We start from the raw sequence: 14,527 nt of genomic DNA on the forward strand, positions 1-14,527 counted from the left end.
GCCAGGCTAATATTCGCTTTGAATACGAACAATATCGTCTTCGTCCAAATAGGCGCCCGATTGTACTTCGATGATTTCAAGCGGTAGTTTCCCTGGATTTGCTAGAAGGTGAACCTTGCCAAGAGGGATGAAGGTAGACTCGTTTTCTCCCAACAAGAAAGTCTTGTCTCCATTGGTCACTTCGGCAGTCCCCTTCACTACGATCCAATGCTCAGCCCGGTGATAGTGCATCTGAAGACTGAGCCTGGCTCCTGGGTTGACAACGATGCGCTTGACTTGAAAACGCTCACCGCGGTCTATGCTGCCGTACCAACCCCAAGGACGATGCACCTTACGCCGCGAGGTGCCGAGCTGACGCTTCTGGGCCTTCAATTCTGTGGCGATCTTTTTCACATCCTGACTCCTGCGCTTGTCAGCCACTAGGATGGCATCTGGAGTCTCTACAACGATAAGGTTGTCCACTCCAACGGTAGTCACGAGGCAGCTCTCCGAGAAGAGAAGGCTGTCATGAGTATCAATGGCCAGCGTGTGGCCTACATGGGCATTGCCGCACGCATCACGAGGCAACGCGTCCCATAAAGAGTCCCAGGCCCCCAGGTCGGACCAGCCCGCATCCATCGGAACCACCGAAGCAAGAATCCCCAGAGCTTTGTTGCCTGGTAGATGTTCCATTACTGCGTAGTCGATCGATTTGGAAGGGCAACTGGCGAAGAGCTCGCCATGGGGACGGATAAAGTCCATATCTTGGCTGCTCTGGATTAACGAGGCTTGGCAAGCATGCAGCATCTGCGGCTGCAGCTCTGCGACAGCCTTGAGCCATTGGTCTGCCCGCACCATGAAAAGGCCGCTGTTCCAAAGATAGTCGCCGCTTCGCAGATAATTTTCGGCCAATTCACGGCTGGGCTTTTCAGTAAAGCTGCGTATCGCGAACGCGCCGCAATCGACGGCTTCTGCTTTCTGTATATAGCCATACCCAGTCTCTGGACGGCTGGGTGTAATGCCAAACGTGACCATGGCGCCATCCTTGGCAAGTTGCCAAGCCACAGCCACGGCCTTGTGAAAGTCCGATAGCCTGGCAATGACGTGATCTACAGGCATGGCCAGCATGACGGTTTCAGGCTCTGCGACCAGTGCCGCCAGGGTCAAGGCCGGGGCAGTGTTTCGACCAACGGGCTCCAACACCAGCTTGGAGCCTTCTATTCCGGCCTCCTGCAGCTGTTGCGCCGCCAAAAAGCGGTGCTCGTTATTGCATATCACGACGGGAGCAGCCTTCGGGATATGTTCGGCCATGCCATCCAAGCGCCTGGCAGTTTTCTGCAACATGGAGATTCCGTCCCCGTGGAGCGCCAGATATTGCTTTGGGTGGCTCTCACGGGACAGTGGCCACAGGCGGGTTCCAGATCCGCCACAAAAGATGACGGGAAGCAAGGGTGTGCTCATGACGGGGTCTTGTTGGAAAGAGGCTGGTGCAAATCCTCAGCATCAGCCTCCACCATCGCCAACCGCTGATTCAACCGCCGCACATCGCGCTCAATGCGGGTGTTGACCATGTCGGCATGCAGGGCCTTGATGAGCAGGACGATGCTGACCAGCAGCAGCAGCATGGCTGGTGGATAGCTGATGCCCAGCACCGCTGCCAGGCGGTTGATCATCCCGGGCCAGACGCCCAGCACGACGGCAGCCACGGCAACGACCACCCAGAGCAGCCCGTGCATGAGGTAGAGATGGTCGCGCCGGATCAGGTACAGAATCAGCGCAGCCAAACCCATACCCATAAAAGTTGTTGTTACCTGAAGGGATGCCATATTGATAATCAAGAGCCACCGAATGAGTCTGTTCGGTTGAAGCAGGGCACGCCTGAAAGCAGCGCAGTGGCGGTCTGAGACAAGCCAAACCATTCGCGAAATACGTGAAACCTCCTATTGCAGCTCTCTGCATCATGTTCGGAACAAACGGGCCCTGCTTGCCCCGCCTTGCCCCATGACAGGGAATCGCGGCATTCCTTCGCCAAAAAACCAGACATCCAGGATCACAGCCTTGAATGCAGACGGGGTTCTGGCAGCACTACACTGAAGCACTCACCTGATACATGTCCGCGCTGTTGCTTTCGTGCACTCACCCATGCCATCTGCCACCACCCAGCTCCTGGTCATAGACCCCCAGAACGACTTCTGCGATCTGCCTGAGGACTGGTGTCCTGGCGGGCAACGTCCCAGCCTGCCCGTGGCGGGCGCCCATGCCGACATGCAGCGGCTTGCCGGTTGGATACGGCGCGACGGGGCGAGAATTGACGCCATCACGGTGACGCTGGACTCGCACCAGCGCTACGACATCGCCCATCCGGCTTTCTGGCAACAGGGTGACGGCGGCGATGTGGCACCGTTCACCGCGATCACGGCGGCGCAGGTGCGGGCGGGGGTGTTCCGGCCGCGCAACGCCGGGGCGCTGGAGCGCTGCCTGGCCTATCTGGATGCGCTGGAGGCCCACAGCCGCTACACGCTGATGGTCTGGCCCGTGCACTGCGAGGTGGGCAGTTGGGGCCACGGTATCCATGCCGATGTGCTGGCGGCCTGCGGCGACTGGCAGCAGCAGCGCCAGCGCGCCGTGTACAACGTTTTCAAGGGGCTCAATCCCTGGACCGAGCACTACAGCGCGCTGCAGGCCGAGGTGCCGGACCCTGCCGACCCGGCGACCCTGCTGAACACCGGCTTGCTGGAGCGGCTGGGCCAGGCAGACATATTGGTGGTCGCGGGCGAGGCGAGCAGTCACTGCGTGCGCTCCACGGTCGAGCATCTGGTCGAGCACCTTCCCCATCCTGAACGCATCGTGCTGATGCATGACGCCATGAGCCCGGTGCCGGGCTTCGAGTCTGCGCACCATGATTTCCTGGCAGCCATGCAGGCCCGCGGATTGCGGCTGGCCTCCAGCCAAGAACTCCACCTGTAGGGGCCAGGCCTCCTTCCTGCGCGCAGCCCCCTTTCCTGTTTCCCCAGCATCGCACCATGGCTCCCATCATCACCAGCCTGCTCGACACCGATCTCTACAAATTCACGATGTGGCAGGCCATGCTGCACCGCAATCCCCAGACCGAGGCCGAATACGAATTCGTCTGCCGCACGAAGACGGCCTTCCCGCTGGCCGAGCTGCTGCCCGAGGTGGAGCGCGAGCTGGACGCCCTGTGCGCGCTGCGCTTCACGCCCGAAGACCTGGCCTACCTGGGCGGGCTGCGCTTCATGAAGAGCGACTTCATCGACTTTCTGCGCATCTTCCAGTTCCAGCGCGCCTTCATCCGTGCCTGGGCCGATGGCGACACCCTGCACATCGAGGCCAAGGGCCCCCAGGTCCATGTGATGGGCTTCGAGATCTATGTGCTGGCCATCGTCAACGAGCTGTATTTCCGGCGTTTCGACGCCGAGGCGGCGCTGGCCGAAGGCCGAAGGCGCCTGGCCGGCAAGATCGAGCGCCTGCGCCACCTGGCCTGCGAGGCCAGGCTGCGCAATCCCTTCGAGCTGTTCGACTTCGGCGTGCGCCGGCGCTTCTCGGGCGCCTGGCAGCGCGAGGTGGTCCAGGCCTTTGCCACGCAGACGGCGCAGTGGTTCAAGGGAACGTCCAACGTGCTGCTGGCGCGCGACTTCGGCATCGTGCCCATAGGCACCATGGCCCATGAGTACCTGCAGAGCTACCAGGCCCAGGGCGTGCGCCTGCGCGACTTCCAGATCGCCGCGCTGGAGGACTGGGTGCAGGAGTACCGGGGCGACCTGGGCGTGGCCCTGACCGACACCGTGGGCATGGATGCCTTCCTGGCCGATTTCGACATGTATTTCGCCAAGCTCTTCGACGGGCTGCGGCACGACTCGGGCGACCCGTATGCCTGGGGCGAGAAGGCCATCGCCCACTACCAGAAGCTGCGCATAGACCCGCAGGCCAAGCGCCTGGTGTTCTCCGACGGGCTGGACCTGGACACGGCCCTGGCCCTGTACCAGCGCTTTGCCGACCGCATACAGCTGGGCTTCGGCATCGGCACGCGGCTGACCAACGACATGGGGCTGGAGACCATCAACATCGTGATGAAGCTCACCCATGCCAACGGCCAGCCCGTGGCCAAGATCTCGGACTCGCCGGGCAAGACGCTGTGCAACGACGAAACCTATCTGGCCTATCTGCGCCAGGTCTTCGGCCTGGCCCAGCCTGTCGCCGTCTGACACCGCCTGACACCGCCAAGGCTCCATTCATGCTGCGCATCACCATCGCCCAACTCAACCCCACCGTCGGCGACATCGCCGGCAACGTGGCCCGCATGGCCGAGGCCGCTGCCCGCGCCGCGCACGCGCAGGCCGACCTGCTGGTCTTTCCCGAGCTGTCGCTGTGCGGCTACTACCCTGGCGACCTGCTGGACGAGCCCGCCTTTCGCGAGCGCCTGGAGCAAGGCTTGCAGCAGCTGCTGCAGGCCACGCGCCAGTGGCCGCAATTGCACTGGGTCATCGGCGCGCCTACGCGCGCCAGCGGGCCGGGCAAGCCGCTGCACAACAGCCTGCTGGTGCTCAAGGACGGCGCCGTGCGCCTGCGCTACGACAAGCAGCTGCTGCCCACCTACAACATCTTCGACGAGCGCCGCCACTTCGAGCCCGGCCCCGACGCGGCCAAGGTGCTGCGCATAGGCCAGGCCCAGGTGGGCTTTCTGGTGTGCGAGGACGGCTGGAACGACGCCGGTGCCGACTACGCCACCAACCCCTTCGCGCGCATGGCCGACGCCGCGCCCGACCTGGTGGTCAGCATCAACGCCAGCCCCAGCCACCTGGGCAAGCGCGAGCAGCGCCACGAGATCTTCGGCCAGGCGGCCACGCGCCACGGCCTGCCCATCCTCTACGTGAACCAGATCGGCGGCCAGGACCAGATCGTGTTCGACGGCGCCTCGTTCGCGGTGGAGCCCGGGCGCGGCGTGGTCTTCGAGGCCGAGCGCTTTGTCGAAGACCTGCGCACGCTGCAGTTCGACGACGGGCGCTTCCTCGACGCAGCCGGCCAGCCCTGCATGAGCGTGACGGCCGAAGGCCTGCCCACCATGGAGTTCTACCGCCGCCAGATCGTGCTGGGCCTGCGCGACTATGCGCGCCGCTGCGGCTTCACGCGCGCCGTCGTCGGCAGCTCGGGCGGCATCGACAGCGCGCTGACACTGGCCCTGGCGGCCGAGGCCCTGGGCGCGGACAACGTGGTGGCAGTCACCATGCCCTCGCGCTTTTCGTCAAGCGGCTCGGTCGATGACTCGGTGGAACTGTGCCGCAACCTGGGCATCACGCTGCATGAGCACCCGATCCGCGAGCTGGTCGACGGCTATGCGCGCCAGTTCGAGTCCAGCTTCGGCCAGCCGCTGCAGGGCCTGCCGCTGGAGAACTTGCAGGCACGCATCCGCGGCACCACGCTGATGGAGTACTCCAACGCCTTCGGCCACCTGCTGCTGACCACGGGCAACAAGTCCGAGATCTCGGTGGGCTACTGCACGCTGTATGGCGACACCAACGGCGGCCTGGGCCTGCTGGGCGATCTGTACAAGACCGAGGTCTTCGAGCTGTCGCGCCACATCAACCACAGTGCGGGCCGAGAGCTGATTCCCCAGGCCATCATCGACAAGCCGCCCTCGGCCGAGCTGGCGCCCGACCAGAAGGACGAGGACAGCCTGCCGCCCTATGCGGTGCTGGACGAAATCCTCAAATACGCCATCGAGGGCCGGCACCTGTCCACCGCCGAATACGGCACGGCCGAGCGCTTTGTGACCCAGCTGCTGGGCCAGCCCGGCGGGGCCGAGCTGGTTGACCGCGTCAAGCGCATGATCTTCCGCAGCGAGTACAAGCGCCGGCAGGCCCCGCCCATACTGCGCGTGCGCCCGCGCGCCTTCGGTACCGGGCGCCAAATGCCCATTGCCGCCCACTACGAATGAAGCCAGAGTGAAGCCACCGAGCCTGTTTATGCAAGAGACTGCCGCCATGGACGCCCCCACCGAAACCCCGGCCACCAGCGAGCGCGTGCACACCGCCGTGCTGATCGGGCGCTTCCAGCCGCTGCACAACGGCCACATGGCCCTGCTGCGCGCGGCGCTGGGGCGTGCCGAGCAGATCGTCGTCGTGCTGGGCAGCGCCTGGCAGGCGCCCAATCCCAAGAATCCCTTCAGCTGGCAGGAACGCGCGCAGATGCTGCGCGAGGCGCTGCCGCCGGCCGACGCGGCCCGCCTGCACTGCGTGCCCGTGCGCGACTACTACAACGAGCCGCTGTGGGTACAGGCCGTGCAGCAGGCCGTGCAGTCCTGCGTGCCCGAAGGCGCCAGCGTGGCCCTGGTCGGCCATTTCAAGGACGCGACCAGCGGCTACCTTGCGCGCTTTCCGCGCTGGCAGCTGATCAGCCTGCCGCGCCTGGGCCAGTTCGACGCCACGCCGCTGCGCGACATCTACTTCGGCGAATCCGGCGTGGACTTCGAGGCCCTGGCCGCCCAGGTGCCGCCCGCCACCCTGCAGTTCCTGCGGCATTGGGCCACCACGCCCGCCCATGCGCAGATGTGCGAGGAATGGCGCATGCTGGCCCGGTACCGCCAGGCCTGGGCCGCGGCGCCCTACCCGCCCGTCTTCGTGACCGTGGACGCACTGCTGCGCTGCCGTGTGCCGCACGAAGACGCGCAACAGGACCACATCCTGCTGATACGCCGCGCACATGCCCCGGGCCTGGGCCTGTGGGCGCTGCCGGGCGGCTTCCTGGAGCCGCGCGACACGCTGTGGCAGTCCTGCCTGCGCGAGCTGCGCGAGGAGACCTGCTCCACGCTCAGCGAGGCCGACCTGCAGGCCGCCCTGCAGTCCGTGCAGGTCTTCGACCACCCCGACCGCAGCCTGCGCGGGCGCACCATCACCCATGTGCACTATCTGGACCTGGGCGTGCTGCCCTCGCTGCCGCCCGTGCAGGGCGGCGACGATGCGGCACTGGCGCGCTGGGTGGCCGTCTGCGACCTGCCTGCCATGGAAAGTGCGTTCTTCGAGGACCACTTCCAGATCCTGCGCCAGTTCCTGCCCCTTCCGGTGCAACAGCCCCTGGCGGACACGGCCGTGAAAATCGGCTAAAACCGGAGATTGCGGCGCCATCTTGCGCCGCAATACCGTTTTTCCGGGCTCCCCGTGTCCCCCCGCGTTTGAATGACTACCACCCTACAGATCCGACCCGCCACCCCCGATGACGCCGAGCTCATCGTCCGCTTCGTGCGCGAACTCGCCGTCTATGAAAAAGCCGAGCATGAAGTCCTGGCCACGCCAGAGCATGTGAAGCGCACCCTGTTCAGCGACAACCCCGCCGTCTTCGGCCTGATCTGCCTGCATGGCGACCAGCCCGTGGGCTTTGCGGTCTACTTCTTCAATTACTCGACCTGGCAGGGCCGCCACGGCCTGTACCTCGAAGACCTCTACGTCACGCCCGAAGCGCGCGGCCTGGGCGCTGGCACGGCGCTGCTGCGCCGCCTGGCGCAGATCGCCGTCGAGAAGGACTGCGGCCGCTTCGAGTGGAGCGTGCTCGACTGGAACCTGCCCTCCATCGAGTTCTACGACCGCCTGGGCGCCCTGCCCCAGACCGAGTGGATCCGCTACCGCGTGACCGGCGACACCCTGCTGGAGATGGCGCGCGAGCCGGCCTGAGGCCGGCCCCCTTCGTCTGCCTACTCGGGCTCCACGCCCTGGCGCACGGCCTGCTCGACCACCTCGCGCGTCAGCGTGGGCACGAAGGTCTCGATGAAGGCATAGGCATAGCCGCGCAGCCAGGCGCCCTTGCGCAGGCCCAGCCGCGTGGTGTTGACCTCGAACAGGTGGCCGGCGTCCAGCGTGCGCAGGCCCTGGTCGCGCTCGGCATCCAGCGCCACCGAGGCGACGATGCCCACGCCCATGTCCAGCTCCACATAGGTCTTGATCACGTCGGCGTCCATGGCCGTGAGCACCACGTCGGGCTCCAGGCCCTCGCGCGCAAAGGCCTCGTCGATGTGGGCGCGGCCCGTGTAGCCCTGCTCGTAGGTGATGATGGGAAAGCGCGACAGCGCCTCCAGCGTCAGCGCCTGCTGCGACTGCAGCAGCGGGTGGCCCGGCGGCACGACCACGCCGTGCGTCCAGCGGTAGCAGGGCAGCGCCACCAGGCCTTCATAGCCGGCCAGCGCCTCGGTGGCCACGCCGATGTCGGCCTCGCCGCTGCGCAGCATCTGCGCCACCTGCTCGGGCGAGCCCTGGTGCAGGTGCAGGCGCACCTGCGGATAGCGCTGGCGGAAGTCGCGCACCACATGGGGCAGCGCATAGCGAGCCTGGGAGTGGGTGGCGGCAATCGACAGCCGGCCCTGCTCGCTGGCGCTGAAGTCGGCGCCCACGCGGCGCAGGTTGTCGGCCTCCAGCATCAGGCGCTCAACGATGGGCAGCAGCGCCTCGCCGGGCGGCGTCAGTCCGGTCAGCCGCTTGCCTGCGCGGATGAAGATCTCCACGCCCAGCTCTTCCTCCAGTTCGCGGATCTGACGGCTCACGCCGGGCTGGGAGGTGTGCAGCGTGTGGGCCACCTCGGTCAGGCTGTAGCCGCGGCGCACGGTTTCGCGCACATAGCGCAGTTGCTGGAAGTTCATGGGCAAGGCTCCGCCCGGGGCCGGTGCGGCCCGGGCCTGTGGAATGCAAAAGCAGGAAGGAAAGAGAGAGGGGGACGGCGAGAGGCTTCAGGCCGAACAGGCCACGGCCGGCTCATCCGGGGCATCGGCCGCTGCCTCGCGGGGCAGCTCCAGCAGCTCGATCAGATTGCCTGCGGGGTCGCGCGCATAGCAGCGCCGGCCCTCGCTCACGGGCGCCACCTCCAGCGCCAGGCCGCCGTGCACCAGCAACTGCTGGCGCAGCGCATCCACGTCGCTGACCGTCAGCGCCAAGTGCACAAGATTGCCCGCAGCGCGCTCGGTGCCGCCGGACTGCCCCTTGTAGGGCACCAGATCGATGCGCTGCCCGCCGGCCAGAAAGCTCAGGCCCGGACGCCCGGCAACGGTCAAGGCAGACAGGCCCAGCACTTCGCCATAAAAGCGCTCCATGGCCGCCTGGGCGCGCGCCGGGAAGGACAGCTGGACATGGTGGACGCCACAGACGATGGCCACGCCCGGCTTCATGGCAGTGCGGCCGGCAAGAGGGGAAGGCCAGGCGGGGCGTGTGGTGTGGGTCATCGAAGCGTCTCGGAAAAGAATCAGCAGACCGAATGCTGCTGCAGGCCATTGTCGAGACAAGTCGAAAAAACCAAAAATAATAAAAATTCAGTCTGTTATTTCCAAATCATCTCAAGAGATCGAACGCCGGTGGTCGGCACGGCGCGCCAGCCATTCGCCGCCGAACTGCAGCACCGACACCAGGGCCACCAGGATGACGATGACCTCGAACATCACGCGCGTCTCATAGCGCTCGTAGCCGTAGCGGATGGCCAGGTCGCCCAGGCCGCCCGCCCCCACGGCGCCCGCCATGGCCGAGGCATTGACCATGGCGATCACGCTCACGGTCATGCCGCCGATCAGGCCCGGCAGCGCCTCGGGCAGCAGCACCTGGCGCACGATCTGCGGGCGGCGCAGGCCCATGGCGCGCGCCGCCTCCACCAGGCCGCCGTCCACTTCGCCCAGGCTCACCTGGGCGATGCGCGCAAAGAACGGAATCAGGTTGGCCGACAGCGGCACCACCGCCGCCCAGGTGCCCAGCGTGGTGCCCACGATGGCGCGCGTCACCGGCAGCAAGGCCACCAGCAGGATGATGAAGGGAATGGCCCGGCCGATGTTCACCGCCGCCGACAGCCCCCGGTACAGCCGCGGCCTGGCGTAGAGCCCGCCCGGCGCCGTGGTGTGCAGCACGATGGCCAGCGCCAGCCCGGCAACGATGGCGATCAGCGAGGACGCGCCCGCCATCAGCAGGGTTTCCAGAAAGGCCTGCAGGTATTTATCGAGCGGGGGCAGGGACATGGCCAAGCAGTTGCAGTGAATCGGCGCCCAGCGCCTGTTGAAGGGAAGACAGCGCGGCCGGCGAGAGCGGGGAGAGCGACGAGGGCAGATCCTGCACCGGCACGCCCACCAGCAGGCGGCCCTGCGAACGCCCGCGCATGCAGTCCAGCCCGCCCTGCAGCAAGCGGGCACGCGGGCCCAGCACCTGGAGCTGCGCCAGCGGCAGGCCCTGCTGGCTGCCGCCGTCGGCCCATCCGATGGCCAGCACGGCAACGGCCTCCGGGCCATCGGCCTCTGCCACCAGTTCCAGGTCGGCCGCCAAGGCCTGCCGCAGCGGCCGCAGCAGCGCACGCGCAGCCTCCGAGCGCGGCGCCGCAAACAGCTTCCAGACCTCGCCGATCTCCTGCAGCCGGCCCTGGTCCAGCACCAGCACGCGGTCGCAGACCTCGCGGATCACGGCCATGTCGTGCGTGATGAGCACGATGGTCAGCCGCAGCTTGCGGTTGATCTCGCGCAGCAGCTCCAGGATGGACTGCGTGGTCTCGGGGTCCAGGGCCGAGGTGGCCTCGTCGCACAGCAGGATTTCGGGCTCGTGCACCAGCGCGCGCGCAATGCCCACGCGCTGCTTTTGCCCGCCCGAGAGCTGGGCCGGATAGGCGCCGCTCTTGTCCGCCAGCCCCACCAGGGCCAGCAGCTCGTCCACCCGCGCGCGCACGAGCGCGGGCCGCCAGCCCGCGGCCTGCAGCGGCAGGGCCACGTTCTCGTACACCGTGCGCGAGGACAGGAGGTTGAAGTGCTGGAAGATCATGCCGATGCGCCGGCGCAGCGCCACCAGCGCGTCCTCGTCCAGCGTGGCGACATCGGTGCCGTCCACCAGCACGCGGCCGCTGCTGGGCCGCTCCAGCGCATTGATGGTGCGCAGCAGCGTGGATTTGCCGGCGCCGCTGCGGCCGATGATGCCGAACACCTCGGCACGCGCCACCTCGAAGCTCAGCGCCTGCAGCGCGTGCACGGGCTCGCCCGCGCCCCTTCCCGTGCCCCTTCCCGTTCCCGGGTAGTGCTTGCGCACGCCCTCGAAGACGATGTGCGGCCGCTGCAGCGCATCGATTGCATGGGGCTCGCCGGCCGCCGCCTGTTCCACCTTCATTGCCTTACACGCCTCAGAAGGCCGGCAGCACCGAGCCCTGGTACCTGCTCACGATGAACTGGCGCACGGGCTCGGACTGGTAGGCGCGCAGCAGGGCCGCGACCCAGGGTGCAGCGCGGTCGCGCTCGTGCACGGCAATGATGTTCACGTAGGGATTGCGCTCGCGCCTTTCGACGGCAATGCCATCGCGCGTGGCGATCAGCCCGGCCTGGTAGGCAAAGCTGTTGACGATGGCCGAGGCATCGAGATCGTCCAGCGAGCGCGCCAGCACCACCGAAGCGGCCTCCACCAGCTGCACCTTCTTCTGGTAGCTGGCGATGTCGGCCAGGCCCGCCGTGCCCTTGAAGGGGTCGAAGCCCTCGCGCAGCTTCAGGATGCCCTGGTCCTGCAGCACCACCAGCGCGCGCGTCTGGTTGCTGGGATCGTTGGGAATGCCCAGGCGCGCGCCAGCGGGCAGGTCGGCCAGGCGTTTGTGCTTTTTCGAATAGAAGGCGATGGGCGAGATGTAGGTGTCGCCGGCCGCCACCAGCCGGTAGCCGCGCTGCTGGTTCTGGTCGCGCAGGAACGGCACATGCTGGAAGGAGTTGGCCTCGATGTCGCCGTTGTTCAGCGCCTCGTTGGGGCTGGCCGCGCCGCTGATGACCACGGGCTTGACCTGCAGCCCCTGCTCGCGTGCCACGCGGGTCACCACCTCCCAGATTTCCTCGTCCACGCCGCCGCGCACGCCCACGCGCAGCGGGCCGGCCTGCGCGGCGCGGATGGCGCCTGACATCGCCGCCACCGAGGCCCCCGCCGCCAGTCCCCGCAGAAATACTCGCTTGTCCATCGCACAGTCCTTTCAAGAATCAACAGGCACCGATCAACAGGAATCGATCAATAGGCACCGGGGTGCAACTCACGGCCGGCCGCGCGGGCCTGGGCCTGCAGGCGGGCGAAATGCTCGGGATAGAAGCGCTGGGCCACATCCAGGTGGGAGCGCACGCGGCCCTTGAGCGCGTTCTCGCCCACATGGCTGAACAGCGGGTTGTCCGGGTCGCTCTGCGGCCCCGTGGCCAGCACGGCCAGCTCGGGCGGCAGGGTCAGCAGCGGAACCTGGCCCAGGTCCAGGCGCGGCGCCAGGAAGTAGGCGATGGAGTAGCGCTGCACGCCCGCGCGCGGCACCAGCACGCGATGCACGTTGGCGCGCAGATAGCCGTTGGTGGCCAGCTCCAGCATCTCGCCGATGTTGATGACGAAGGCCCCGTCGCGCGGCGGCACATCGACCCAGCCGGCCGGCGTCTCCACCTGCAGCCCGCCCACCTCGTCCTGCAGCAGCAGGGTCAGCAGGCCGCCGTCCTTGTGCGCGCCCACGCCCTGGCCTGCTGCGCCCAGCTCGCTGCCCGGGTAGTGGATGATCTTGATGCGGTGCGCAGGCAGGCCGCTGACCAGAGCGTCCAGCGCGCCCTCGGGCAGCTGCAGCGCGGCCACGAAGTGGCGCAGCAGCTCCAGCGCCACGCCATGCGCTGCCGCCTGCCAGGCCAGCACCTCCTCGCGGAACCCGGGCAGGGCCTGCGGCCATTGGTTGGGGCCTTGCAGCCCCTTCCAGTCCGGCACGCCGGGGCCTGCGGGAATCTCGGGCGATTCCTCGCCCAGGTCGATCTGCTCGCGCTGGTCGGGCCGTTGGCGCGTGATCTCCATGCCCACGGCCGTATAGCCCCGGAAGTGCCGCGTGTTGGCAATGGCCAGCGCCTGCTTGTCGGCCAGCGGCTGCGCAAAGAATTCGCGGGCGCGCCGCTGTATGCCCTGCCATGCGTCCCGGCCTATGCCGTGCCCTTCCAGGTAGAAGAAGCCGGTGTCGCGTGCCGTGCGCGCCAGCTGGCGCAGCGCCTGGGCCTGCGTGGCCGGGTCGCGCAGGGCCTGCAGATCGATGACGGGCAGGGCCGGGGTTGCCGCTGTAGCGGCGGGCGCGTCGAGGGTGGATGCTGTCAAGGTGCTCATGCTGTGCTGCCAGGGAAGGGGGAAGGAAGGGGCGCTCAGGCCGCCAGGCGCTGATCGCGGTCTTGCTCGTGGTCTTGCTCGCGGTTTTGTTCGCGTTCGGCAGCCAACACCGCATGGCCCTGCGCCTGCTCCAGCGCCTGCGCCAGGTCGGCCAGCAGGTCCTGCGGGTGCTCAATGCCGATGGACAGGCGCACCAGCCCGGGCGCAATGCCCACGCGTGCCAGCTCCTCGTCGCTGAGCAGGCTGTGCGTGGTCTCGGCAGGAATGGCGGCCAGCGACTTGCTGTCGCCGATGTTGACCAGGCGCAGGAACAGGCGCAGCGCGTCATAGAAGGCGCGCGCCGCCGGCCGGCCGCCGCGCAGCTCGAAGCCCAGCAGCGCCGGCACATGCCCGCCGCGCAGCTGGCGCAGGGCCAGCGCGTGGTCGGCGTGGCTGCTCTGGCTGGCGTGGTGTATGCGCTCCACCAGCGGATGGCGCTGCAGGAAATCGATCACGGCCAGCGTGTTGCGGCTGGCGCGCTCCTGGCGCAGGCCCAGCGTCTCCAGGCCCTGCAGCAGCAGGAAGGCGCTGTGCGGCGCCAGCGCCGCGCCGCAGTTGCGCAGCAGCACGGCACGGGCCCGCGCGATGAAGGCGCGGTCGGGAAATTTCTCGGTGAAGACAAAGCCCTGGTAGGCCGGCTCGGGCGCGCTGAACTGCGGGTAGCGCCCCGCGTGCGCCACCCAGTCGAAGCGGCCGCTGTCCACGATCAGCCCGCCCAGCACATTGCCGTGTCCGCCAATGGCCTTGGTGGCCGAATGCACGACGATGTCGGCGCCCCAGTCGAAGGGCCGCAGCAGCAGCGGCGAAGCCACGGTGTTGTCCACCACCAGGGCCACGCCCGCCGCATGGCTGATATCGGCCAGCTGGCGCAGGTCGGCAATGCCGCCCGATGGATTGCCCACGGACTCCACGAACACGGCCTTGGTGCGCGGCCCTATCGCCCGGCGCAACGCCTGGAAATCATCCTTGGCCACGGCCGTGCTCTGCACGCCGCGCGAGGCCAGCACATGGGCGATGAAGTTGTGCGTGCCGCCATACAGCTGCGAGGCCACGACCACATGGTCGCCCGCACTGGCCAGCGTGGCCAGAGCCACGTCGATGGCGGCCATGCCCGAGGCCAGGGCCAGCGCGGCCACGCCGCCTTCGAGAGCCGCAATGCGCTGCTCCAGCACCGCCAGCGTGGGGTTGGCCGTGCGCGAGTACACATCGCCCTCCTCCACCAGGCCGAACAGGTTGGCGCCGTGCTGGGCGCTGTCGAACACGAAGGAAGTGCTCTGGTAGATGGGCACGGCAGCGCTGCGCTGCTGCTCTCGCCCCCGGTAGCCGGCGTGCAGGGCCTGGGTGTCCTGCTGCCACAGCGCATCGCTGGCTGCGTCGTGCGGGGCGGACTCGGTGCCGGTCGCTGAGGTCAT

The 14,527-nt window shown here is 67.4% G+C and carries 14 protein-coding genes; 5 read left to right on the forward strand and 9 right to left on the reverse strand.

All coding sequences use genetic code 11. From position 1 onward, the window contains the following. Window positions 1-6: 6 nt before the first annotated feature. Window positions 7-1,440, reverse strand: coding sequence for a mannose-1-phosphate guanylyltransferase/mannose-6-phosphate isomerase (locus ACF8ME_RS03020; RefSeq protein ID WP_392415168.1), 1,434 nt, complete (start codon window positions 1,438-1,440; stop codon window positions 7-9). Further along, entirely contained in the window at window positions 1,437-1,805 is a 369-nt protein-coding gene (locus ACF8ME_RS03025; protein WP_199135816.1) for a DUF2304 domain-containing protein, read from the reverse strand. The genes ACF8ME_RS03020 and ACF8ME_RS03025 overlap by 4 nt, the downstream gene beginning before the upstream one ends. 316 nt (window positions 1,806-2,121) lie before the next feature. On the opposite strand from ACF8ME_RS03025, the gene ACF8ME_RS03030 reads away from it, so the two are divergent. The 5 genes from ACF8ME_RS03030 to ACF8ME_RS03050 all read left to right on the forward strand — a co-directional run bounded on the left by ACF8ME_RS03030 (window position 2,122) and on the right by ACF8ME_RS03050 (window position 7,661). Continuing rightward, window positions 2,122-2,946 carry a cysteine hydrolase gene (locus ACF8ME_RS03030; RefSeq protein ID WP_392415170.1) on the forward strand — a complete coding sequence of 275 codons (825 nt, stop codon included), beginning with the start codon at window positions 2,122-2,124 and terminating at the stop codon, window positions 2,944-2,946. A 56-nt stretch (window positions 2,947-3,002) separates the two neighbouring features. Further along, window positions 3,003-4,202, forward strand: coding sequence for a nicotinate phosphoribosyltransferase (gene pncB, locus ACF8ME_RS03035; RefSeq protein WP_012207404.1), 1,200 nt, complete (start codon window positions 3,003-3,005; stop codon window positions 4,200-4,202). A gap of 29 nt (window positions 4,203-4,231) precedes the next feature. After that, entirely contained in the window at window positions 4,232-5,932 is a 1,701-nt protein-coding gene (locus ACF8ME_RS03040) for an NAD+ synthase (protein WP_392415171.1), read from the forward strand. A 46-nt stretch (window positions 5,933-5,978) separates the two neighbouring features. After that, window positions 5,979-7,097 (forward strand): bifunctional nicotinamide-nucleotide adenylyltransferase/Nudix hydroxylase, encoded by a 1,119-nt coding sequence (locus ACF8ME_RS03045; RefSeq protein ID WP_392415173.1) that lies wholly within the window; start codon window positions 5,979-5,981, stop codon window positions 7,095-7,097. 72 nt (window positions 7,098-7,169) lie between these two features. After that, a complete protein-coding gene (locus tag ACF8ME_RS03050) occupies window positions 7,170-7,661 on the forward strand; it encodes a GNAT family N-acetyltransferase (RefSeq protein ID WP_183019493.1) in 492 nt (163 codons plus the stop codon). A gap of 20 nt (window positions 7,662-7,681) precedes the next feature. Here ACF8ME_RS03050 and ACF8ME_RS03055 read toward each other — a convergent pair whose 3' ends face one another. From ACF8ME_RS03055 to ACF8ME_RS03085, 7 genes are all read right to left on the reverse strand, one after another. Then, window positions 7,682-8,620: a CysB family HTH-type transcriptional regulator gene (locus ACF8ME_RS03055; RefSeq protein ID WP_013800726.1), complete on the reverse strand. Its 939-nt coding sequence runs from the start codon at window positions 8,618-8,620 to the stop codon at window positions 7,682-7,684. Between the two features lie 87 nt (window positions 8,621-8,707). Next, a complete protein-coding gene (locus ACF8ME_RS03060) occupies window positions 8,708-9,196 on the reverse strand; it encodes a VOC family protein (protein WP_012207409.1) in 489 nt (162 codons plus the stop codon). Window positions 9,197-9,307: 111 nt separating this feature from the next. Continuing rightward, on the reverse strand, window positions 9,308-9,973 hold the full coding sequence (locus tag ACF8ME_RS03065; RefSeq protein WP_013800725.1) for a methionine ABC transporter permease: 666 nt from the start codon (window positions 9,971-9,973) through the stop codon (window positions 9,308-9,310). After that, on the reverse strand, window positions 9,951-11,099 hold the full coding sequence (locus ACF8ME_RS03070) for a methionine ABC transporter ATP-binding protein (protein WP_392415175.1): 1,149 nt from the start codon (window positions 11,097-11,099) through the stop codon (window positions 9,951-9,953). The genes ACF8ME_RS03065 and ACF8ME_RS03070 overlap by 23 nt, the downstream gene beginning before the upstream one ends. Before the next feature lie 13 nt (window positions 11,100-11,112). Further along, the gene (locus tag ACF8ME_RS03075) at window positions 11,113-11,925 is read right to left on the reverse strand and encodes a MetQ/NlpA family ABC transporter substrate-binding protein (RefSeq protein ID WP_012207412.1); all 813 of its coding nucleotides are present in this window, start codon (window positions 11,923-11,925) and stop codon (window positions 11,113-11,115) included. 47 nt (window positions 11,926-11,972) lie between these two features. Then, complete coding sequence (locus tag ACF8ME_RS03080) at window positions 11,973-13,076, reverse strand: isopenicillin N synthase family oxygenase (protein WP_047326487.1); 1,104 nt, start codon at window positions 13,074-13,076, stop codon at window positions 11,973-11,975. Window positions 13,077-13,111: 35 nt separating this feature from the next. Next, the gene (locus ACF8ME_RS03085) at window positions 13,112-14,527 is read right to left on the reverse strand and encodes an O-acetylhomoserine aminocarboxypropyltransferase/cysteine synthase family protein (RefSeq protein WP_392415177.1); all 1,416 of its coding nucleotides are present in this window, start codon (window positions 14,525-14,527) and stop codon (window positions 13,112-13,114) included.

Source organism: Delftia sp. WSY_7 (assembly GCF_043104845.1).
Taxonomy (GTDB): Bacteria; Pseudomonadota; Gammaproteobacteria; order Burkholderiales; family Burkholderiaceae_C; genus Comamonas; species Comamonas tsuruhatensis.

Excerpts from the sequence above, each read along its gene's own strand:
- ACF8ME_RS03060 (WP_012207409.1), bottom strand. The coding sequence starts at position 9,196 with ATGACCCACACCACACGCCCCGCCTGGCCTTCCCCTCTTGCCGGCCGC.
- ACF8ME_RS03040 (WP_392415171.1), top strand. The coding sequence starts at position 4,232 with ATGCTGCGCATCACCATCGCCCAACTCAACCCCACCGTCGGCGACATC.
- ACF8ME_RS03085 (WP_392415177.1), bottom strand. The coding sequence starts at position 14,527 with ATGACCTCAGCGACCGGCACCGAGTCCGCCCCGCACGACGCAGCCAGC.
- ACF8ME_RS03030 (WP_392415170.1), top strand. The coding sequence starts at position 2,122 with ATGCCATCTGCCACCACCCAGCTCCTGGTCATAGACCCCCAGAACGAC.
- ACF8ME_RS03050 (WP_183019493.1), top strand. The coding sequence starts at position 7,170 with ATGACTACCACCCTACAGATCCGACCCGCCACCCCCGATGACGCCGAG.
- ACF8ME_RS03020 (WP_392415168.1), bottom strand. The coding sequence starts at position 1,440 with ATGAGCACACCCTTGCTTCCCGTCATCTTTTGTGGCGGATCTGGAACC.
- ACF8ME_RS03065 (WP_013800725.1), bottom strand. The coding sequence starts at position 9,973 with ATGTCCCTGCCCCCGCTCGATAAATACCTGCAGGCCTTTCTGGAAACC.
- ACF8ME_RS03070 (WP_392415175.1), bottom strand. The coding sequence starts at position 11,099 with ATGAAGGTGGAACAGGCGGCGGCCGGCGAGCCCCATGCAATCGATGCG.
- ACF8ME_RS03080 (WP_047326487.1), bottom strand. The coding sequence starts at position 13,076 with ATGAGCACCTTGACAGCATCCACCCTCGACGCGCCCGCCGCTACAGCG.
- ACF8ME_RS03075 (WP_012207412.1), bottom strand. The coding sequence starts at position 11,925 with ATGGACAAGCGAGTATTTCTGCGGGGACTGGCGGCGGGGGCCTCGGTG.
- ACF8ME_RS03045 (WP_392415173.1), top strand. The coding sequence starts at position 5,979 with ATGGACGCCCCCACCGAAACCCCGGCCACCAGCGAGCGCGTGCACACC.
- ACF8ME_RS03025 (WP_199135816.1), bottom strand. The coding sequence starts at position 1,805 with ATGGCATCCCTTCAGGTAACAACAACTTTTATGGGTATGGGTTTGGCT.
- ACF8ME_RS03055 (WP_013800726.1), bottom strand. The coding sequence starts at position 8,620 with ATGAACTTCCAGCAACTGCGCTATGTGCGCGAAACCGTGCGCCGCGGC.
- pncB (WP_012207404.1), top strand. The coding sequence starts at position 3,003 with ATGGCTCCCATCATCACCAGCCTGCTCGACACCGATCTCTACAAATTC.